The sequence below is a fragment of the Saliphagus sp. GCM10025334 genome (genome assembly GCF_042663485.1).
Classification (GTDB): Archaea; Halobacteriota; Halobacteria; order Halobacteriales; family Natrialbaceae; genus Natronosalvus.
The window spans coordinates 1-19,325 of the sequence record NZ_JBHTAF010000007.1 but is presented as its reverse complement, the minus strand read 5'-3'; the positions used below and the strand labels follow the sequence as shown (position 1 = coordinate 19,325).

The 19,325-nt window shown below is 53.8% G+C and carries 20 protein-coding genes and 1 pseudogene; 11 read left to right on the top strand and 10 right to left on the bottom strand.

Annotation, left to right across the window (positions count from 1 at the left end; genetic code table 11):
* The first annotated feature begins 13 nt into the window (after window positions 1–13).
* Window positions 14–1,924, top strand: coding sequence for a beta-CASP ribonuclease aCPSF1 (locus tag ACFQO4_RS19165; protein ID WP_312912866.1), 1,911 nt, complete (start codon window positions 14–16; stop codon window positions 1,922–1,924).
* Between the two features lie 104 nt (window positions 1,925–2,028).
* Here ACFQO4_RS19165 and ACFQO4_RS19160 read toward each other — a convergent pair whose 3' ends face one another.
* Window positions 2,029–2,271 (bottom strand): amphi-Trp domain-containing protein, encoded by a 243-nt coding sequence (locus tag ACFQO4_RS19160; RefSeq protein ID WP_312912642.1) that lies wholly within the window; start codon window positions 2,269–2,271, stop codon window positions 2,029–2,031.
* Window positions 2,272–2,424: 153 nt separating this feature from the next.
* On the opposite strand from ACFQO4_RS19160, the gene ACFQO4_RS19155 reads away from it, so the two are divergent.
* Window positions 2,425–3,780 (top strand): MFS transporter, encoded by a 1,356-nt coding sequence (locus ACFQO4_RS19155; RefSeq protein ID WP_312912643.1) that lies wholly within the window; start codon window positions 2,425–2,427, stop codon window positions 3,778–3,780.
* A gap of 406 nt (window positions 3,781–4,186) precedes the next feature.
* Here the strand turns inward: ACFQO4_RS19155 and ACFQO4_RS19150 are convergent, their stop codons facing one another.
* Window positions 4,187–4,843 carry a DUF7504 family protein gene (locus ACFQO4_RS19150; protein ID WP_312912644.1) on the bottom strand — a complete coding sequence of 219 codons (657 nt, stop codon included), beginning with the start codon at window positions 4,841–4,843 and terminating at the stop codon, window positions 4,187–4,189.
* A 477-nt stretch (window positions 4,844–5,320) separates the two neighbouring features.
* Here ACFQO4_RS19150 and ACFQO4_RS19145 point away from each other — a divergent pair, with 477 nt between their 5' ends.
* Complete coding sequence (locus ACFQO4_RS19145; RefSeq protein ID WP_312912645.1) at window positions 5,321–5,515, top strand: DUF5786 family protein; 195 nt, start codon at window positions 5,321–5,323, stop codon at window positions 5,513–5,515.
* Between the two features lie 69 nt (window positions 5,516–5,584).
* On the opposite strand, the gene ACFQO4_RS19140 is transcribed toward ACFQO4_RS19145, so the two are convergent.
* Complete coding sequence (locus tag ACFQO4_RS19140; RefSeq protein WP_312912646.1) at window positions 5,585–6,928, bottom strand: RNase J family beta-CASP ribonuclease; 1,344 nt, start codon at window positions 6,926–6,928, stop codon at window positions 5,585–5,587.
* Window positions 6,929–7,338: 410 nt separating this feature from the next.
* Between ACFQO4_RS19140 and ACFQO4_RS19135 the strand changes: the two genes are divergently transcribed.
* On the top strand, window positions 7,339–7,653 hold the full coding sequence (locus ACFQO4_RS19135) for a hypothetical protein (RefSeq protein WP_500262445.1): 315 nt from the start codon (window positions 7,339–7,341) through the stop codon (window positions 7,651–7,653).
* A gap of 180 nt (window positions 7,654–7,833) precedes the next feature.
* Here the strand turns inward: ACFQO4_RS19135 and ACFQO4_RS19130 are convergent, their stop codons facing one another.
* Window positions 7,834–8,985 (bottom strand): mandelate racemase/muconate lactonizing enzyme family protein, encoded by a 1,152-nt coding sequence (locus ACFQO4_RS19130; RefSeq protein WP_500262444.1) that lies wholly within the window; start codon window positions 8,983–8,985, stop codon window positions 7,834–7,836.
* A 127-nt stretch (window positions 8,986–9,112) separates the two neighbouring features.
* Here ACFQO4_RS19130 and ACFQO4_RS19125 point away from each other — a divergent pair, with 127 nt between their 5' ends.
* The 3 genes from ACFQO4_RS19125 (at window position 9,113) to ACFQO4_RS19115 (ending at window position 11,051) form a co-directional block, all read left to right on the top strand.
* The gene (locus ACFQO4_RS19125) at window positions 9,113–9,355 is read left to right on the top strand and encodes a winged helix-turn-helix transcriptional regulator (RefSeq protein WP_500262443.1); all 243 of its coding nucleotides are present in this window, start codon (window positions 9,113–9,115) and stop codon (window positions 9,353–9,355) included.
* Window positions 9,356–9,682: 327 nt separating this feature from the next.
* Window positions 9,683–10,156 carry a DUF7344 domain-containing protein gene (locus tag ACFQO4_RS19120; RefSeq protein ID WP_500262442.1) on the top strand — a complete coding sequence of 158 codons (474 nt, stop codon included), beginning with the start codon at window positions 9,683–9,685 and terminating at the stop codon, window positions 10,154–10,156.
* Between the two features lie 334 nt (window positions 10,157–10,490).
* Window positions 10,491–11,051 carry a TATA-box-binding protein gene (locus ACFQO4_RS19115; RefSeq protein ID WP_500262441.1) on the top strand — a complete coding sequence of 187 codons (561 nt, stop codon included), beginning with the start codon at window positions 10,491–10,493 and terminating at the stop codon, window positions 11,049–11,051.
* A gap of 97 nt (window positions 11,052–11,148) precedes the next feature.
* Here the strand turns inward: ACFQO4_RS19115 and ACFQO4_RS19110 are convergent, their stop codons facing one another.
* From ACFQO4_RS19110 to rnz, 3 genes are all read right to left on the bottom strand, one after another.
* On the bottom strand, window positions 11,149–11,658 hold the full coding sequence (locus tag ACFQO4_RS19110) for a macro domain-containing protein (RefSeq protein ID WP_500262440.1): 510 nt from the start codon (window positions 11,656–11,658) through the stop codon (window positions 11,149–11,151).
* Between the two features lie 436 nt (window positions 11,659–12,094).
* Complete coding sequence (locus ACFQO4_RS19105; protein WP_500262439.1) at window positions 12,095–12,412, bottom strand: RPA12/RPB9/RPC11 RNA polymerase family protein; 318 nt, start codon at window positions 12,410–12,412, stop codon at window positions 12,095–12,097.
* A gap of 207 nt (window positions 12,413–12,619) precedes the next feature.
* Window positions 12,620–13,549, bottom strand: a complete 930-nt coding sequence (gene rnz / locus ACFQO4_RS19100) for a ribonuclease Z (RefSeq protein ID WP_500262438.1) — start codon at window positions 13,547–13,549, stop codon at window positions 12,620–12,622.
* Window positions 13,550–13,741: 192 nt separating this feature from the next.
* Between rnz and ACFQO4_RS19095 the strand changes: the two genes are divergently transcribed.
* Window positions 13,742–14,419 (top strand): hypothetical protein, encoded by a 678-nt coding sequence (locus tag ACFQO4_RS19095; RefSeq protein ID WP_500262437.1) that lies wholly within the window; start codon window positions 13,742–13,744, stop codon window positions 14,417–14,419.
* Between the two features lie 736 nt (window positions 14,420–15,155).
* On the opposite strand, the pseudogene ACFQO4_RS19090 reads toward ACFQO4_RS19095, so the two are convergent.
* A pseudogene (locus ACFQO4_RS19090) lies at window positions 15,156–15,547 on the bottom strand (DUF1643 domain-containing protein).
* A gap of 257 nt (window positions 15,548–15,804) precedes the next feature.
* Between ACFQO4_RS19090 and ACFQO4_RS19085 the strand changes: the two are divergent.
* Entirely contained in the window at window positions 15,805–16,062 is a 258-nt protein-coding gene (locus tag ACFQO4_RS19085) for a type II toxin-antitoxin system HicB family antitoxin (RefSeq protein ID WP_312912658.1), read from the top strand.
* Between the two features lie 64 nt (window positions 16,063–16,126).
* Here ACFQO4_RS19085 and ACFQO4_RS19080 read toward each other — a convergent pair whose 3' ends face one another.
* Window positions 16,127–16,507: a PadR family transcriptional regulator gene (locus tag ACFQO4_RS19080; RefSeq protein ID WP_312912659.1), complete on the bottom strand. Its 381-nt coding sequence runs from the start codon at window positions 16,505–16,507 to the stop codon at window positions 16,127–16,129.
* A gap of 304 nt (window positions 16,508–16,811) precedes the next feature.
* On the opposite strand from ACFQO4_RS19080, the gene ACFQO4_RS19075 reads away from it, so the two are divergent.
* Complete coding sequence (locus ACFQO4_RS19075) at window positions 16,812–16,940, top strand: hypothetical protein (RefSeq protein ID WP_500262436.1); 129 nt, start codon at window positions 16,812–16,814, stop codon at window positions 16,938–16,940.
* A complete protein-coding gene (locus ACFQO4_RS19070; protein WP_500262435.1) occupies window positions 16,937–17,305 on the top strand; it encodes a hypothetical protein in 369 nt (122 codons plus the stop codon). The genes ACFQO4_RS19075 and ACFQO4_RS19070 overlap by 4 nt, the downstream gene beginning before the upstream one ends.
* A gap of 264 nt (window positions 17,306–17,569) precedes the next feature.
* Here the strand turns inward: ACFQO4_RS19070 and ACFQO4_RS19065 are convergent, their stop codons facing one another.
* Entirely contained in the window at window positions 17,570–18,535 is a 966-nt protein-coding gene (locus tag ACFQO4_RS19065) for a hypothetical protein (protein WP_312912661.1), read from the bottom strand.
* Window positions 18,536–19,325 lie beyond the last annotated feature (790 nt).

The window sequence follows — 19,325 nt, the reverse complement described above, 5'->3', positions numbered from 1 at the left end:
CGATCCCCTCTCTATGAGCGACGATACGACCCACTCAGACTTACACGAACGCATTGTCACGCAGGTGCCCTCACATCTGGACGTTACCGAAGTCCAGTACGAGGGACCAGACCTCGTCATCTACACCGAGACCCCTCGCAAGTTCGCTGAAAACAGCGATCTCATCGGGGACCTCGCACGGTCACTCCAAAAACGGGTGACGATACGGCCAGCGCCGGGGGCACAGTCGAGTCCGTCGGACGCAGAAACGAAAATTCGCGACATTGCTCCTGATGAGGCCCACATTCAGGATCTCGAGTTCTATCCGACGATCGGAGAAGTGATTGTCGAAGCTGAGAAGCCGGGGCTTGTCATCGGACAGCGAGGGAGTACGCTCCGCGAGATCACCCGAGAGATCGGCTGGAACCTGGAAGTGGTTCGAACGCCGCCGATGGAGTCCTCGACCGTCGACAGCGTCAGGAACTTCCTGACCCAGGAACGCGGAGAACGACGCGACTTCCTCGCAAAGGTCGGCGAGAAGATACACGGCGAACCCGCAAAGGACCTCGAGTGGGTGCGGATCACGACGCTGGGTTGTTGTCGCGAAGTCGGTCGCGCGAGTTTCGTGCTTCACACCCCAAATACGAGGATTCTCATTGACTGCGGCGACAAACCGGGTGCCGAGGGGGAAGTTCCCTACCTTCATGCGCCCGAGGCGATGCCATTGACGGGTATCGACGCCGTGGTGCTGACCCACGCTCACCTCGACCACAGTGCGTTGCTTCCGCTGTTGTTCAAGTACGGATACGACGGACCGGTTTACACGACTGAACCGACGCGTGATCTGATGGGGCTGTTGCAGTTGGACTATCTGACCGTGGCCTCGAAGGAGGGTCGAACGCCGCCGTACTCAAGCGAGCAGGTCCGACAGGCGATCAAGCACACGATTCCAGTCGAGTATGGTAACGTCACCGACATCGCACCTGACGTCAAACTGACGATGCACAATGCGGGGCACATCCTGGGAAGTGCGTCCGCTCACTTTCACATCGGAAGCGGGTTCTACAACATCCTCTTCTCGGGCGACGTTCACTACGAGCCGACGCGGCTGTTCAACGGCGCCGTGAACGATTTCCCTCGCGCGGAGGCGATGGTCATGGAGTCGACGTACGGTCGCCGTGGCGACTATCAGACGGACACCGAGGAGAGCGAAGCGAAGGTCCACGAAATCATCAGGGAGACGTACGAGGAGGACGGGATCGTCGTCATCCCCGCGTTCGCAGTCGGTCGCTCCCAGGAACTGATGTTGGTCCTGGAGGAGGCGATGCGAGAGGGAACGATTCCGACGATGCCGGTCTATCTGGACGGCATGATTCGGGAAGCGACCGCGATTCACACGGCGTACCCCGATTACCTCAGGGATGGGCTACAACAGCGTATCCTCCATGAAGACGAGAATCCGTTCATCGCAGACCAGTTCCGGCAAGTAGACGGCGGACAGGAGATGCGCGAGGAGATCGCGAGCGGCGACCCTTGCGTGATCCTCTCGACGTCGGGGATGGTGACCGGCGGGCCGATCATGTCCTGGCTCGAACTGCTCGGACCGAATCAGACGAACACCCTCCTGTTCGTCGGGTACCAGGCCGAGGGGACCCTCGGGCGCAGAATTCAGGGCGGGAACGTGGAAATCTCCCTCCCTGGACGGGCTGATCGCGCGAATCGCCTGACGCTCGAACTCAGGATCGAATCGGTGAGCGGTTTCTCCGGCCACGCCGACCGAGCCAGCCTCGAACAGTACGTCGACGAGATGAACCCCCGACCGGAGACGATTCTCTGCGTTCACGGCGACGAACAGGCGACAGATCAACTCTCCTCCGCACTGTACCAGAATCACAACGTCAGGACGTATCAGCCGAAGAATTTGGAGACGTTCCGGTTTCCCTGACACCCGTTCTCGAGTGAGGGGGCACTAGCGGATCTCTGGCAACGGGGCGGTCGTTCGCCATCATGCGAACGCTTGCTCGTGGCAATTGACCGAGGATGACGACGTTACTCTGTCCATCGGATTTCGTACTCGAGTTCGTACCGCTTCTCGCCGGTTTCGGAGTCGGTGAGTCGCTCGAGTTCGATCTCGAACGTCGTCCTGTCGGGAATCGTCACGCGCTCTTCCTCTGTCTCACTCTCCAGGTGGACAGAGCCGGTTTTGATCTGTTCGGCAGCGGCAATGAGGACCTCGGCAATCTCCGCTCGGGATCGTGATTCCTCCGTTTTGAAAAGTTCTTCTTCGGGCATCAGTCGATACCACTTCGGCCCGCACAATATAGCACCCACCCGCTTCCCACGCGTTGGCAACAGTGTGTACTCGCGAGCTGCTCTCTCGCAGCGGTGGATTCCGCTCTCTGAGATAATCGAAATATCTTTACTCGGATCGTCAAAAACCAGAGTGTGGACGACAAACGAGTCCAATTTTGGGTACTTTATCTCACACGTTTCGCAGAAGGGTTTGGCTTTATCACCTTGATCACGCTGCTGCCGTACTACATCAATACGCTCGATCCCTCGAGTACGACCGTTCTCGGCGTAACGATCAGCGCCGGTCTCATCATCGGACTGTATACGACCGGGTTCACCCTCGCCCAAACCGTCGCCGTCGTCCCTCTTGCTTGGGCAGGTGATCGCTTCGATAAGCGGCTCGTCTTGCTTATCGTGCTCGGTGTCGGCGTTGGCGTCTACGCGCTGTTCCCAGTCGTCGACTCAAGCGCCTCGTTCATCGCGATCCGCGCGCTCCAGGGCGTCGCCGTCACGGGCACTGGCCTGATGACGCTGTCGTTGGTCGGTCAGATCGCCGATGTGGGAACGCGAGCAAACTACATCGGGAAGGCAAACGCGGCGAGCTTCGGGGCGTCGATTCTCGGCAGCATCAGTGCGGGCACGCTCTACGACGCGTTCGGGTTCGGTCCGATTTTCCTCGTCATCGTCTGTATCATGGTCGTCGCCTGGGTCGGAACCTTCTGGTTTCTGAACCCGGACGAGACGCGGATCGAAGGGTTCCCGTTTTCGGGGTTGGCACTCAATCGGCGCATCTTGACGCTCTCGACGTTTCGCTTCCAGTACGCGTTCTCTGTAACCCTCGTTCGGACGTGGGTGCCGATTTTCGCTGGCGTCTCTGCCGCTGAAGGCGGTCTTGCATACGGCGGCTTCGCTGTCGCGCTGACGGTCGTTGCTGAAAAGTTCACCAATATGTGCTGTCAACCGTTTACCGGACGGCTCTCGGACGGATATGGACGGGCGCTGTTCGTCTTTGCAGGTGGAGCAGCTTACGGGCTCATCGCGTTGGCTGTCCCGCTTTCACCGTTGGTAGGGGCGGCCCTCGGGTTTCCCTCTGAACTCGTCGTGGCAATTCCCGCTGTACTCGCTGGGAGCACGCTCCCTGCGTGGCTGCCATACAACTCGACCGGCGATCAACTCGTCTTGATTGGCGAGGTATCTCCGGCATTTTTCCCGCTCGTTTTCCTCTCCGGACTCCTCGGCATCGCCGATAGTTTCCGCGAACCAGCGAGCATGGCGTTGTTCGCCGACGAAGGCACCGAAGAAGGCGGTGTCGCCTCGAGTTTCGGTATCCGCGAGCTCGTCTGGCGTCCAGGAAGCGTGATCGCTCCCTTGCTCGGCGGCTGGCTGATGGTCGAGGTGAGTATGGCGTCGGTCTTCTACGTCGGGGGTGCGTTTGCGCTGACTGGCGTGACGACATTTTTCGTCATTCTCGTACGTTTTCATGGACGAAGTGCGCTCATGAAGTGGTGAGCAACAGGAACCGATTCGAGTTTATCGTTGGCTCACGCAAAAGTTTTGTAGGAGTTTCGTGAGATGATTCTGCATTCGACTGTGTGGCAGCTTGGAGAAAGCAGCCCTCTTGACCACCTCAATTGATGATAGGTTTAATACCTCAGTCATCAGCATAGGTGATCACAGGAAACGCGCTTAATCTCTAAAAACCAGAAATATACAAGACATTTGAAAAAGACCTTTGTTTGTTCATGCCATTGTGGAAACATACGGTAGGATGTGCCTCTGACACCGACATTCCTACCGCTTTAGCTGTATCGCCCTAACTATAAGACTATGTTCAATAAGCGCTCGTATTGGGGCATTTATTTCGTTCTAAAATACGTGTGGGGAATTGGGTTTCAACAAAGCTCGAAAAACGCAATCATATGCCATCCAGATGTGCGTGTACTCGCCGGTGCTCCGCTGAAATTGAACCGACTGTTTGTTCTTCGATCCAGACGATTCCATCGACGATCTCTTTCAGTGCAGAGAGCGTGTCCTCATCGTGTTTGGTGTACTCGAAACCAAGGACGACGAGCCCCGAGTCAGTCCGCCCCTCGATGAGGTGTTTAAGGACACTGATGGTGCGTTCCAGACCGTCGTCTGCGAGTAGCGGCGTGAGTGATCGAATCCCAAAATGGGTCTTCTGGCTATCGCTCGCCATCGAGGCTTCTAGCTCCCAGAGTGCGAGTACGAGCCGAGTCAATTCGACCGAGTGCGGTAACGAGACGACTGGATACTTCTGGAATGGAGAAGAGGGGTGATTTTGCGGAGTCGCATCGACAACCCCGAATCGGCCAGATTCTGGTGATGCGAGAAATATTTGTTGTTGGATCGTTCGTTCAGCAGAAACAGCCGTCGTGACGATAATTCGGCGTTCTGCGGGAGACGTAAAACGATCCAAAATCCGTAGCGAGACGGCGTACTCATCCAGTGGCGCAGGTTTTGCAACGAGAATTACTGAATCCTCGGTGAGACTGTTCGGGAGTTCCTCGAAATCGATTGCTCGGAGTGGTTTTTCGGAATCGGGCGTTGGCATAGGTATCTGTTTCAAGTTGAGGTTGTTCGCTAGCTGTTCGATTCTGGAGTCGATGACTGATCGAGCGTACGGAGTGTCTGTTCGGGATAGTACCGTTCACCGCACGATTGGCATACGGCGACAACGATCGAATCAGTCGTTGTCACTGAATCCCCTGCTTCCAACGGGTCAACCGTCGCTTCTTCGAACCTCTCCCCGCATGCTGAACAGGGAAGATCGTATTCTACGGTCATGATTCACGGGCGTGTATGGTAACCGCTCAGGGGTGAGAGCATGAAGCGGTTTCAAGCAAATGTGCGGCCCGATCGATCAGATCCGATAGAGGCTAGCTATGAAGGGTGAAGATACGTAGCCGCACTGAAGCTGAATTCTAGTTTTTTAGTGGTACGTAAGTAGGTTTCGTTCACTTACGACATCTCTTTATACCGAGATAGTTGAACCGCTGGAACTATACCGCTGGGCCCCAGTGTTACTACTATGGGTTTTGGAAGCTACGACGAGTCTGAGCAACAGCATCAAAATAAGGATACAGAAGACGATGAAGATGCAGCTGTGAGTGTCCACGAGCACGAACACGAAGGAACGATTACTGTCGAAACTGGTGGCTCAACGGACGATCTACTCGGTCAACTCGAAGATATCAAAGCAAAAAAAGCACAGGACGACGAGTAATCCACACAGGAGAGGTGCCCCACAAATCAGAGGTACTATCACTCGACCAAGTGGGGGTTACGCCTCAATTCAAACGAGCTGAATAATATTTCCGTTCGACGTCGGATGGAGATCACGACCGAGCGCGTAGCCCTGATTCGAAGCGAGGTCAACGTACCCTGAGAAGCCCTTGAGATCCTGGTGGGCAGGGATCACGTGCTGGGGCTGGAGCGCGTCAAGCATTTGGTAGTGACCTTCCTGACAGAGGTGACCCGACACGTGGATATCGGAATATACGCGAGCACCCTGCATACCGAGTAGTTTTTCGGCCTGGTAGCGCTGCCCTTCGTTGGTCGGTTCAGGGATGACGCGGGCAGAGAAGACGACCTTGTCGCCGTCATCGAGTTCGTATGACGTCTCGCCTCGAGCCATTCGCGTGAGCATCGCGCGCGGTTCCCCCTGATGACCTGTCACAAGAGGAAGGAAGTTCTCTTTTCCGTCGTTCATAATCCGTTCGAACGTCTCATCAATGGCATGCCGATATCCGTACATCGGAACGTCCGATGGGAAGTCGATACCCACCTGTTGTGCGGTCCCAGAGTAGTGGTCCATCGATCGACCGAGTAGTATCGGTTGGCGACCGATCTCGCGGGCAAATTCGACGAGGGATTTTACTCGAGCGATGTGACTTGAAAAAGTCGTTGCAACGATTCCACCGTCGTAATCTTCCATACTATAGAGCGTATCACGAAGATGTTCTCGAGCAACGTTTTCGGAGGGCGTACGTCCTTTTTTGTTTGCGTTGGTACAGTCCTCAATGTAACAGAGGACACCGTTACCCTCGCGGCCAATCTCACGGAATCGCTTCATATCGATTGGCTCACCGATGACCGGTGTGTGATCCATGCGCTTGTCCAATCCATAGACGATCGCGCCCTCTGGCGTGTGAAGAACCGGATTAATCGCCTGAACGATTGAGTGGGTGACGTTGACGAACTCAAGCTCACAACCCTGATCGCCGATACGCATCGTTTCGCCCGCGTCCATCGTGATCAGATCGTTTTCAGAGCCGAATTTTTGCTCGTCTTCGAGTTCCGCTCTGACCAGTTCGAGGGTGAATGGTGTGGCGATGACAGGTGCGTCGTACCGATGAGCCAGCTTGCTGATCGCCCCAATATGATCGAGGTGCCCGTGGGTCGGAACGATCGCTTGTACGTCGCCATCGAGGTCGCTCATCACCCGGTCGTCGGGGATGGCGCCCATGTCGATCAGGTCGAGACTGTGCATCCCTTCTGTTTGGATATTGTCGTGAATAAGGACCTTCGATAGGTTGAGTCCCATATCGAAAATCACAATGTCGTCACCGGCACGGACAGCAGTCATCTGTCGGCCGACTTCTTCGTATCCGCCAATTGTCGCAATTTCAATTTCCATTGGTAGACCCGATCATAGCAGTCCTACGGCACAGATATGAGCTAGAATGGCCATCGTGTGGAGGAACACGAACGTTCGGCAACGTGAGCAATTACGTCGATCACGTCCTTGGCGGTCTAGCCTAATCGAACGTTCCGTCCCAACTGTGCCAAGGACAGCGCCTCTTTCGGTTGAGTGAACTTTGATGCTCCAAACGTAAGTACCTCCGGGTCCCAAAAAAGGAAATCCGGGTTCTGTTAAAATCATTGGAAACGGACACAACTGGTTTGCTGAATACACAGCGCGAATGCTGCACAAGATTTGGCCGACTTGCGAAAGTGATGGTCGCTCAGCACAGAGTGTTCAACTACCGGTTGACGGAGACATAGCATCGGGGAAAGTATTTATTGGGCCGCTGATGAGATGTGCGTGTGGAAACCCCCTCCGAAACCCCCGTAATTAGGGTGCGTGATGTCGGCTTCGGTCTCCTGTGCGTCGTGTCGATCGCCGCAATACTGTTCGGGCAATTCGTCTCGTTGGTCGTCTTCGATACCACAGGCCTTGATCAATACGTCCCTAGTGTAGTGATTTATTCGGTGGTGCCCGCTGTGCTGATGACTGCTCTCCCAGCATCTGTGGCCGTTCGCCAATATGACCGCCAACGTGCGCTGGGGATAACGGTGGGCGTGTTCACCGCCGCGGTTGTCGCCTCGTTCCTCACGACGGGGTTCTTCGTTATCGGGTAATGACGTTACACTCGCAGCCGTATGTAGCGGTTGGTTCCGTTCTGAGTGCGTGAAATGAATAGCGCCTCCATGCTGCATCCATCCTCTATATTCAGCACGACCAGCGAAACATATCACTGCTTTAGGATTTCAATGAGGCTGAAATCCGTTATGTCGGAATAAATACGTTACTAAACAGCCCTATGGCCGCTTGAGCGCACCATCGCTGTCAAAGAGACTGTGGCTATCTTTCGCTTCTCCAGGGTATTGGCGTGCAGCCTCTGCGTCGAATTCAACACCAAGACCAGGTTCGTCAGGTACTTCGATCGCCCCGTCTTCGACTTCGAAATCGTGTTTGACGATTTCGTCGCCCCATTTGACGTCTCGACTCATATGTTCGAGCACTTCAAGATTTTCGACCCCGGCACAGAGGTGTAAACCAGCGGCCGTACTCACACCAGCGTTGGGATTGTGGGGTGCGAACGTCATGTACCTCGATTTGGCAATGGCTGCCGCGTGCTGGAGTTCCTGTAAGCTTCCGTAGTTCGTTAGGTCGGGTTGGACGATGTCACAGGCTTGTTTGCGAACAATCTCTTCCATCGTCTCATTATTATAGATGCGTTCGCCGGTTGCGACGGGCATACTGACGTGGTGAGCCACGTCGGCCATCACATCTCGATCTTCGAGCTCGACGGGCTCTTCAAGGAACATGATGTCATATTCTTCGAGAGCATTTGCGACCTCAATCGCCCCACGACGTGAAAATCGTCCGTGGCAGTCGAGAGCAATTCCGACATCCCAACCGACCGCCTCCCGAACAGCTTCAAGTAGTTCGGCGACTTCGTCGATCTGATCATTAGTCAGTGAATACTCATAGTGAGCGAACGGGTCGCATTTCAGCGCCGGATAACCTTGCTTTTCGACCGCTTTTTTCGCGTGGTGGGCGTAATTCTCTGGTGTCCGTTTTCCGATATGCCAGCCATTTGCATACACTGGGATTTCGTCATGAACTTTGCCACCGAGCAATTTCCAGACAGGTTCACCGTAGTACTTCCCGGCGATATCCCAGAGTGCGATATCGAACGCAGACGCAACGGCGTTAATCAGTTTTCCTGCGCGCCACGCAAATGGATAGCGACGCAATTTCCGGCTGATTTGCTTTCGGTTTAGCGGATCCTCTCCGATGAGGTAGTGCTTATGTGCATCAGCAGTCGCTTCAAGCGCTGCGGTCAATCCTTCTCCACTGAGCGCTTCACCGACGCCAGTAATTCCCTCGTCTGTTTTGACTTGGACAAAGAACCAGTTACGCCAATCCGCATCGACGACGAACGTCTCGACATCAGTAACTCGCATGTGAGTACTATTCATCAGTAGTTGAAAGGAGTTATGAGTTCTTCCTAGTTTAGCTAATCACTCAACTAAAAGCGGATCATAGGTGATTTGCTGGTTCGCGCTAGAGAATATCGTGTACGGTTATCAAATGTCGAACACAGAACTATCAGACCTGCCTCCGAGCGCTAAACTCGTCTACAAGGTGCTTGAATTAGAAGGAGAACTGACCCAGAAACAGCTCATCGATGAAACTCTTCTGTCTCCGCGTACGGTGCGTTTTGCGTTAGAGCGACTAGAATCGGTTGGTGCAATCGAAGAAGAAACGTATTTTCGAGACGCTCGCCAGAGTCTGTACCGAATCACGAAACCGACTTGCACTATGTGCGAGTGAGACATCGAACACAATAACCAAGATGATTTTAGCTGCAAAAGACAACAAAACAGATGAGATTGCCGCGGAAGGCATTGATTCCATCTGTTACCTGTTCGTCCTATTCGCAGGAACAGCGAGAGGCACTCATCCTGGGATATCAGAAAGGGACTTCGATACGCCGAATCAAGCATGAGCGAACTTCCTGACGAGCTTGATATTTCTCACTAGATCATCTCAAACCGGATTCGCCGAGGAACAAAACCTGTCCTGAGCGAGTACTGCTTTCAGCCACGACAAATTTTGGGTGGTCGGGAAAATCATCCAAAAAAGTCGCGTGAGCTATAGATGCCCTCTTATAGGGCGGTACACTATCACTGCTTACGTCACTGTGCAGCCACAGTTGCAATTCTCGGATTAAGTATAGCCGAGGGGTCAACTGGTGTTGATATGGGCGGTATCATGATCAACAGAACTATTGAGTTTGACACAGTTCTCGACCTGTGTCAGAGCCGACGTCGTCGCATCGTTCTCGCGCTATTCGCGGATCAACAGCGGTCATTGACAGTGAACGACCTCATAAAGGCTATCGTCAAACACGATCATCACGAGTCTATCACTGAAGTTTCTGCCGAGGTCCTGACACAGATTGGGATCGAGCTAAAGCACGCACATATCCCGAGGATGGAGGAGACCGGAGTCATCGAATACAACTCGAAGAGACAACTGGCGGGACCAACCGATCAGTTTGACCAGTTACAACCTTATCTATCGGCCATCATTAATGCCGATCCTGCTCTTGAATTCCCAATTGAGTTATGATCAGATTTAGCCTTGTACGCACGAACGGTACTGTAGCTGTCTGAGCGTAGTTATGCACGACGGCAATGATCGGTCATCTACCAGCACTTAAGATAGAAATGATACTGTTGGATGATGTTTGCGGGTCGTTGTGATGTAGGGGATGAGAGATTGAGAAGCACTCGCTGATGTCCGACTAATCGTCCAAATACAATGTACCTTCGATAAAGTCCGCGCTGCTGTCATACTGTCAAATAGTCCGAAGTACTACAGGCGCGGATATAGTTTCTCGAATCGTACGATCGTTAAGCCAGCATGCTCGTGTTTTTATACGATACACAGAAACCGTCTTGCAATGACAAAGGCGGTCGAAACCATCGAAATTCAAAACGTGGTTGCATCGACCGGAATTGGACAAGAGATAGAACTTGATGCTCTTGGGCAGGATTTGGATAACGTACAGTACGATCCGGATCATTTCCCGGGACTAATCTATCGACTCCAAGAACCAAAAGCAACTGTTCTACTGTTTCGAACCGGAAAAATAGTGTGTACAGGCGCAACTAGCGCGGAGAACGCAGACACAGCGCTTCGACTTGTTTTTGAAACGCTACACGATCTCGGGATCGAAATTCCCACTGATCAGGAGATTACTATCCAGAATCTCGTGAGCAATGCGGACCTCAACCAACAGTTGAATTTGAACGCAATCGCGATCGGCCTTGGACTCGAAGCTGTCGAATACGAACCCGAACAATTTCCAGGATTACTCTATCGACTTAACGAACCCGACTCTGTTGTATTGCTGTTCACGAGTGGAAAGCTCCTAATTACGGGCGTGACAACGAGAGAAGAAATTGAAGACAGTATTGCTGTCATCATACGCCGACTGGAACGATTAGACCTACTGGGTTGAATTCCATGGTATCTTATTGATCCGTGAGCGCATCACAGATGATTTCACCATTAGAAAAGATACGTATCTCGCAACCATCGAGGGTAGATTAGTCTGACTACGACGAGTGGAGTCGGTCTGCGAGTTCGGTAACAGTCTGATACTCTGATTCCGAGTACGCGATCACACGAACATCGGTGAGTGACGTGGGTTCGTACAGCCAGACTTCTTCACAGACGAGTTGCGCACCCGACTCGAAGTCGAAGCCGGCCGCTCCTGTCCCGAGAATCGGAATGACGAGGGATTCACAGCCGAGTTCATCGGCTTTCTCGAGTGTATTTCGTGTTGCGTCGCGAATGCTCTCGGAGGTCGCCCGGCCGCCCCCGTAATGAGGCATCGCCGCCGCATGGATCACGTACTCGGCATCGAGGTCGTAGGCGTCGGTAACGGCTACGCCACCGAGATCAACTGGGCCCTTCGAGACGGCTTCCTCGTTGATTGGTCCGTTTGCACCCCGCCGAAGTGCGCCAGCGACACCGCTCCCCATCTGCAGGCTCGTCCCAGCTGCGTTCACCAGTGCATCTGCCTCTTGGTTCGCGATATCTCCCTGGATGACGGTGAACTTCATACTAGGACGTAGGGTGGCATAATAGTAAAATCCGGCTCTGTCGAAATCTTTGTGAATTGATGTTTTGGGTGTGCTGCATACAGAGTTCCATGCAGCACGGCAGGGTTGTTTCCTTCGTACTGGAGACGTGGAATCAGCTGCTCACTGAGCCTGTGAATTGAGTGTTTTGAGTTACCAAAGAGTTCAAACACTGCCCTGTCTTCGGTTCCGTTTCTGGAGATGGAGTGTTCCAACGATTTCCGCACCGATAATCGGGGGGAATGAACATCCCAACAAAGGCTCTTGTGACAGAGGTTGTTAATAGCCTCAAGAACGTTGCGGAAGTTGGTTTGGAGTCGATGTCTGGCTCCACTTGAGACCAAGTATCCTCCAAGAGTTGAGAGTCTGATGTGGCGGTCTGTGCATATGTAAGCGGCGGGGTTCGCGAAATACGCCGTCAGGACTCGCGCCACTTGCGGTCGCACTCGACGCAGGTGAACAGCCGAAACTCGTAGGAGCCGCCCGGTTTCGGCATCATCTCGTAGTAGGCCCGGTCGCTGTCGCAGTCGTCCGCCGGACAGGGCTCTTGCATCGTCTCGGTGGAGCCCTGGGTCGCGTCGACCACGGCAGGTGCCCCGTCGTCCCGCTGTCCATCCTGGGTCGCCATCGCCGCTTCTGCTTGCGAGTCCCGCGGCACCTCGTTCTCACAGGAGCGACACACCCACGTGTCGTCCTCCGTGTGCATCATCGAACCACATTCGTCACAGAATTGCATCTAAAGGAGGAACACACGATTGTCGAATATATGTGTTAACTTCCGATCCGTCGTGGATTTCAGGGAACTTCTCATGCTGACTGCAGCATGACTGCTAAAACACATGATTTCATAAGAATTTCAACAACGTCTAAAACTCAGATGACGATCCACGTCGGTTCATGAGGCAATTACGAGAACAATTTCGGACAGCAAACGAGTGCCGAATCATTCGATATCTGTCTCAGGGTAGGGAATCGTAATCGTATCTCCATCATCGGGGAGGAATGCATCATCACCGAACGTTTCAATTGCTTCATTCTCGAGAGGCGTCACGTTGCTTGCGTATCGCGAGGAGATATGCGTCAAGGCCAATCGTTTAGCACCGGCACGAGAGGCCACGGTAGCGGCCTGCTGGGCCGTCGCATGGCCCGTTTGCTGTGCTCGGTCAGACCGGTCGTGTGTGAACATCGCATCATGGATGAGTAAATCAGCATCTGCTGAAGCTGAAATGACAGCGTCCGTCGGCTGAGTATCGCCGGTATAGACGACGCGACGTCCGGGACGGGGCTCACCAACCACTTGCTCGGGACGAACGACGGTTCCATCCTCGAGTTCGACGGAAGATCCTTCATGGAGCTGTTGAAATTTCGGGCCGACTGGAACACCGAGTTTCTCAGCTCGCTCACGATGGAATCGGCCTTTCCGCTCGTCTTCGATGAGGGCGTAACCGACGGAGCGCGTTCGATGGTCTGTTTCGAAAGTTCGGATCGTGTACTCCTCGTGCTCGATGACCGAATTACCGGGGGGTGCGTCATGTATCTGGACGCGGAAGTCCGGTGTCGTCCCCGAGGCATCGAGGAAATCTTCGATATCCCCTGAGGTGCCTGCTGGTGTGTAGATATCTAGGGGCGTAGCTCGTTCATTGAAATCTAACGTCTGTAGCAGTCCGGGAAGACCGAGAACGTGATCGCCATGAAGATGCGTGAGACAGATAGTGGAGATTCCGAAGCCAGTAGAGAAGCGCATCATCTGTCGCTGTGTCCCTTCCCCGACATCGAAGAGAAATCGTTCCCCTTTCCGACGTAACAGGATCGCGCTCGGGTTCCGCTGTGTCGTCGGAACTGCTCCACTCGTTCCGAGGAAGGTGATCTCCATACCTCTGACTCGGATACCGAGGCTGAAAGCAACTTCGAGATAAGCAGTGTCGGCTTGAAGACCGTTACCAGTCGATAATTACTCTTCACCCGTGCCCTGTTGCTTGATTTCGTGTCGTCCGAATCCATATCAGAGGCGATTGGCAGACGTGTAATCGATACAATAATTGGTCGGCGAGTTCAAACACTAGTCATGTCCGAAAAGGCTACGGCCACGTTTGCCCCGCCCAGCGACGAGGGCGGGTCTGATCCGAGGCTCGGGATCGCGGCGCTAATCCTCGCCGGCGTTCCGTTTTTCGTCGGCGGGATACTCGTTATAGAGGCAGAGACACCACCCTCGGGCGCCCCGCTGCTCGGGATGCTTAGCCACGCATTCTGGGCACTCGGGATCACGATTCTCGCCTTCGGGGTGGTAGCCCTGCTCCGGGCGATTCCCGAGCTCAGACGGGGGTTGGCAGGCTACCTGAGCGCCGGTGTCCTCGGACTGGGCGTTCTCAACGGGCTCCAGTGGGTGACCTGGGCGTATGTGGACGTGCGTGGCGCACGCGAGGCCGAACGCGGCGAACTGATTCTCGATTCGATCGTCGTCCCCTTCGGAGCCGGGCACTTGCTCATGTACGCGATCATCTTGGGGACTGGGATCGCGCTGTTCGGATGGGCGCTCCGCCGGACGGAACTCGTCTCTAGGTACGTCGTTGGGGTGGGAGTCGGGCTCGGCGTGCTCACGGTCATCACCGCGCTCTATCCGCTCCTCTCTGCCGTCGGCGGTGGCTCGGAGGGACACGTGATTTTCGATGTTGCGACGCTGTTACTCCCAGTACTCTACCTGTGGGCAATAGCTGTGGGTATCACGATGTATCGTCGCAGTTAGCGTGGCGATCGAACCCTCGTTCTACATCGATTGCGCACCGTATAGACTGGATTTCGAGACAGTCTCATGCACTCACTTGACTTCTTGAACGTGGGTATTTCTATGAGGTCGATGGAGAGCTCAGAGTAACAACCTAATAGAGTAGCCACGGGCCTTACTCTGACAAATGAGGATACAGGAATAGGAATACATCCCACTGGTCGGCGACGATAGGCTATTCTGAAGAGAAAAACTTAAGGACTCCATGAAACGCCAAAACACTTGTGTATAGCGAATACGCTCTGTTGAAACCCCCAGTAGATAACAAGAGTTGACTGCTGAATACAGAGATATACTGCCCGCTGAATGCAGAACTTTTGGCGCAAGTGTGGTAATATTTGACATAGCATGTAGGTTTATACGGATTTGGGCTGGTATCAATACCTGTCCTGGAGACTCGCCGTGGCATCCTGCATACGATCCAACGGCTCTCCAGTGACGTACTGAGGCATCGCCTGCAAAACCCTGTCCGACGCCAGGGTTTTTCGATCGGCTGGAAACTTGCAGAGTGATCAATAGCAACTCTGTACTGACCGACCAACACCCTACGCAAACTGAATCGGATCAAGTGCGACATTCGCGCCTCCAGACCTTGTTTCATGAGGCCAATCGTGGCCGACGATCGGCATTCGAGCCGACGCGCCGAGGCCGCCATCGAGAACTTGCACTCGAGTGCCAGCGTGGATACTGGGGCGGTTCACGATTCGAGATCGTCCGCACTCCACGGGATCAGATCAGCATCGGCCGGCTGGTACAACGGATGTACTGGATGGCCAGCTTTCGTCGTATCGAGCGCGTGGAAATCGCCCTCGAGGAGTCCAGCGACCTCGCTGGCCCGCCCCTGGTGCGAGCCATTTGCACCCCAGGCGGCGACGACCATCTCGGCTTCCTCCAGACGATCTGAAGGTGTTCGCCGTTCTCCGGGCCCACGGGATCGTCGTTCTCGCGAAGAGCGTCGGGGTTGGGGCTTCGAAGTGCGAACAGATTCACCACGACGAGCGAGCCGTATCCCCACTCTTTCGCGAAACCGAGACAGCGGCGAATCGTCGGATCGTCCTCAGTCGCGTCGGCCGTACTCGGGTTGAGCATGAGAAACGCCAGTGTCGGCTTCGAGGCGTCCCACGTTCGCCACAGGCGATAGCGGTAGACGCCGTCGGCGCTGAGAACTGCACCGTTTCGATCGCCTTCAATGAGTGATGAGTCGATCATCGTTTTCCCTTCAGATTGTGTCCTCGTACTTCTAACAACGCCCTCGCAAATAGCGACGTTGATCTCGACGTAAATCAGCTCAAGTCCGAGAAGACTGACCGAACGCATATCAGCGTCTTCCTCCTATTTTGGACCAGATGGCCACCGCGACACACGACAATGGATCAGAGGGGGTGAAGTTCATTCACGAGGATGACGGCAGCATCACCGCTGTCGACCTCGAGACGGGTATCGCTTCCTTCGGCGATTCGAAGCCCGAAGCACTAACCATGCTCGCGGACGCGCTTGAGTTGTATGAGGGCGGTGGCGATCCGGTTACCGACGAAGATCTCGAAGAGTGGGGACTCGACCTCGACACGGCTGGCGACCAAGAACTCCCTGGTTTTATGCACTGAAACTGAAATTCGAAAATAATGGCCTGACTATCGCGTCTCCAAACAAATTGGATTCACAGGTTGTTCATTCAGCAGGAGGAGTAATCATCTCCCGTACGAACTGGTGATACTCCTCTGCAACCCACTCGCCTCGACCAGTGAGGGTGTACTCCTTCCGGCGCTTGTCTTTTTCCTTCGTTTGCTTGGTGATCAGTCCAGACTCGACCATCCGGTCGAGGCTCGGGTACAACCGTCCATGATTGATGTCTTCCGGGTAGAGGTCTTCGAGGGCGTTCTGGAGGCTTACTCCTTCGACGGGGCCGAATCGGTGGATGAGACAGAGGAGATGGGTCTGGAAGGCGGTAAGGTCTGTCGGAATATTATACGTCGAAAATTCAATTGAACCAGTCGATGGAAGGTTCCGGCCGCTTGCCCCCTCCTCGTCTGGTGGATTTGAATCAGCCATATGCTTCCATCCTAGTACCAATGCTTAAAATTCTATGCTTCAATCCAGATTGGACTCGATAGTTATCATGTCTCGCATAGATAAAGCAAAGCGATTTGCTGAGATTCTTCGTTTCACTATATATTTTCGTTGTCTCTGCTTTGGGTCAGAGTGGCTCTGTTGAAGCCCTTAGAAATTGACAGGAGGTGCCTGCTGAATACAGAAGATGAGTGCAACACTGCGGAATATCCTACTGGTGAGATCAATTTCCCAATCGTCCATCGCGGACAATAGTTAGGTAAATCGCTCGCGAACTACGAGTACCATGTCAAACGAAGAAGCGAACGGTCGAACGCCGAGTCGAAATCCGGACCTCGAACGACTCAACCGGCTCATCGGGGAATGGGAACTCGAGGTGTCTCTGGATGGGCAAACGTACAGGGTGGACACGTGACATTCGAATGGCTAGAAGACGGAGCGTTCCTCGTACAACGTTCGGAGGTAAGTGATCTTTCGACATTGCCTCCTGGGTGGGTCGAGAACGCGCCGCGCTCTACCGTCTCAATTATCGGTTTGGACGATACGAGCGAGCAATTTCGGATGCTCTACGCCGATTCACGCGACGTCTTCCGGATGTACAAGATGAGTTTGAGCGATGAGGTCTGGAGACTGTGGAGGGATGCACCTGAGTTCTCACAACGCTTCACGAGCAACATCGACGATGACGGCAACGTGATCGAGGGTACGTGGGAATACTCGGACGACGGGGCTGACTGGCAGGTAGATTTCGACGTGACCTACACGAGAACTGGTGCGTAGAAAGCGAAACTTTGGTACCCCCCGAAGGCTGTTACATAGCGTACCCCGTCATCACCGTTTACAAACCGTTCAACGGTGCAAGGTTCGCGCTGTGTATGCAGCACCAGTTTAGCAGACTACCGTGACACTGTCAGTTCGGGGCTGCTGCATACAGAGGATGAGTTTAGCACGGTACTCTCATTTATTCCATATGTGTGGGCCGAAACCAACCGCTACATGCGACTGCTTACTGCGCACATTCAATCTCGGGATCTCAGGACTTTCCTATTTTGATAGAGTCTGACGGATACGTTCTACGATTTTTTCCTCATCAGTCATTTCGACTGTTTCTGTCCCGCCATCCCCCATCTTTTCTTTCGAGTCCCACTCATCGTCTTCTCCCTCTTCGTTCATTTCGCCAGTCGCCTCACCGCCTTCTCCGAACATCCCGCCTACTTCTTCACGAGGTTCGTCGACCATCTCATCACCCTCTTCACGGTCTTCGACCATCTCACCACCCTCTTCAAGCATCTCGCCGGTTTCTTCACTCCGTTCTTCGACCATCTCGCCGGCCTCTTCACCACCCTCTTCGACTATCTCGCCGGCCTCTTTACCGCGTTCTTCGACCATCTCACCCGCCTCTTCACCGCGTTCTTCGACCATCTCACCCGTCTCTTCACTACGTTCTTCGAGCATTTCACCGGCTTCTTCGACCATCTCGCCGGCCTCTTCACCGCGTTTTTCGACCATCTCACCCGCCTCTTCGAGCACCTCGCCGGCCTGTTCACCGCGTTCTTCGACCATCTCACCGATCTGTTTGCTTCCCTCTTCGAGCTGATCGTTGAATCCCTCACTGGACTCTCTGATTCGATTGGCGACGTTCTCTGTTGTCGCCTCCGTCTTTTGTGCTACTTTTTGACCACTCTGCTGGACTTGATCGGCCGCGCTGTGGGTCATCCCCCACGTCCGACCTTTGATCGTGGCAGTGACTCCATGGCCCTGTTTCAAGGAATCGTCGCCCTCAGAACTGAACTTTTCTTTCACTGGACCAACCCAATCTCGGAGCACGTACCCAAGGCCGATGAGAGTGACTGCATCAATTAGCCGGGGACGAGATCTCCCCTCATCAGTGGTCTTTCTCTCCTCATCGCTCGTCGCTCGCTCTTCGTGTCTGGGCGTCCCGCCGTGCGTTCTCTCTTCGTGTCTGGGCGTCCCGCCGTGTGGGGACGGCATATCTGGCTTTCTTGACATCAAACAATAGAATAGCTCCTATAGACAGTACGCTTTGCCCGGAAGATGCAAGTGAAAAACAGCGGCTAAATTGCTATCCTTCAAACAGTATGTAACGGATAAGAGAGGGTATGGGTCGCATACAAGAAAGAAACGCGTGTGTTCATTTACGTGTGTTCATTTCTGGTAGAAGATTGTCTGATCTGAACAGGGGATCGATCTACCGCTGGTTGGCCAATTAGTGAGCAGTACACGCTATGCACCGAGCATTCACTCTCCCACACTGATTGCCTCTCAGCTCGTGCCACATTCGCGCTGTGAGTTCAGCACGGTCACAGACACCACCATTGGTCAAAGATTTCAACAGAGGCGTTAGAGTCATTGTGTCAGGACCTTCCAACCGATTCGATTAGAGTGATGAAACAGTCTCCTCGCGGCGTCGATCGAGTTTCCTGTTTCTGGCGCGCGGCCTCTTTGCTACCGTCTGAATACCACTGGATAGATGATACTGTCTTGCGTCAGAATACTCGCCTGAATACAATTTCCTTACTATTCCTATGTATTAAAACCGCTATCTAGCATCCAAGAGAAATACTTCAATAAGATTATCTAAGGTTATTAGTACCGTCGGTAAGATGGATGAATCATGCACTATCGACAAGGTATCGCACGATCCCTGGTCGCCCTGATCGTGTTCACCGCAAGTACAGGCGTCGCTGCCGCCCAACAAAACGAAATCAACAACTCACTCACGCAGATTGAGGAGTTCGTCGCCACAACCCTCGGTCAAATCGGCGTGATCGTCTTCCTC

Excerpts from the sequence above, each read along its gene's own strand:
- ACFQO4_RS19165 (WP_312912866.1), top strand. The coding sequence starts at position 14 with ATGAGCGACGATACGACCCACTCAGACTTACACGAACGCATTGTCACG.
- ACFQO4_RS19160 (WP_312912642.1), bottom strand. The coding sequence starts at position 2,271 with ATGCCCGAAGAAGAACTTTTCAAAACGGAGGAATCACGATCCCGAGCG.
- ACFQO4_RS19150 (WP_312912644.1), bottom strand. The coding sequence starts at position 4,843 with ATGCCAACGCCCGATTCCGAAAAACCACTCCGAGCAATCGATTTCGAG.
- ACFQO4_RS19145 (WP_312912645.1), top strand. The coding sequence starts at position 5,321 with ATGGGTTTTGGAAGCTACGACGAGTCTGAGCAACAGCATCAAAATAAG.
- ACFQO4_RS19140 (WP_312912646.1), bottom strand. The coding sequence starts at position 6,928 with ATGGAAATTGAAATTGCGACAATTGGCGGATACGAAGAAGTCGGCCGA.
- ACFQO4_RS19130 (WP_500262444.1), bottom strand. The coding sequence starts at position 8,985 with ATGCGAGTTACTGATGTCGAGACGTTCGTCGTCGATGCGGATTGGCGT.
- ACFQO4_RS19125 (WP_500262443.1), top strand. The coding sequence starts at position 9,113 with ATGTCGAACACAGAACTATCAGACCTGCCTCCGAGCGCTAAACTCGTC.
- ACFQO4_RS19120 (WP_500262442.1), top strand. The coding sequence starts at position 9,683 with ATGCCCTCTTATAGGGCGGTACACTATCACTGCTTACGTCACTGTGCA.
- ACFQO4_RS19115 (WP_500262441.1), top strand. The coding sequence starts at position 10,491 with ATGACAAAGGCGGTCGAAACCATCGAAATTCAAAACGTGGTTGCATCG.
- ACFQO4_RS19110 (WP_500262440.1), bottom strand. The coding sequence starts at position 11,658 with ATGAAGTTCACCGTCATCCAGGGAGATATCGCGAACCAAGAGGCAGAT.
- ACFQO4_RS19105 (WP_500262439.1), bottom strand. The coding sequence starts at position 12,412 with ATGCAATTCTGTGACGAATGTGGTTCGATGATGCACACGGAGGACGAC.
- rnz (WP_500262438.1), bottom strand. The coding sequence starts at position 13,549 with ATGGAGATCACCTTCCTCGGAACGAGTGGAGCAGTTCCGACGACACAG.
- ACFQO4_RS19095 (WP_500262437.1), top strand. The coding sequence starts at position 13,742 with ATGTCCGAAAAGGCTACGGCCACGTTTGCCCCGCCCAGCGACGAGGGC.
- ACFQO4_RS19085 (WP_312912658.1), top strand. The coding sequence starts at position 15,805 with ATGGCCACCGCGACACACGACAATGGATCAGAGGGGGTGAAGTTCATT.
- ACFQO4_RS19080 (WP_312912659.1), bottom strand. The coding sequence starts at position 16,507 with ATGGCTGATTCAAATCCACCAGACGAGGAGGGGGCAAGCGGCCGGAAC.
- ACFQO4_RS19075 (WP_500262436.1), top strand. The coding sequence starts at position 16,812 with ATGTCAAACGAAGAAGCGAACGGTCGAACGCCGAGTCGAAATCCGGAC.
- ACFQO4_RS19065 (WP_312912661.1), bottom strand. The coding sequence starts at position 18,535 with ATGTCAAGAAAGCCAGATATGCCGTCCCCACACGGCGGGACGCCCAGA.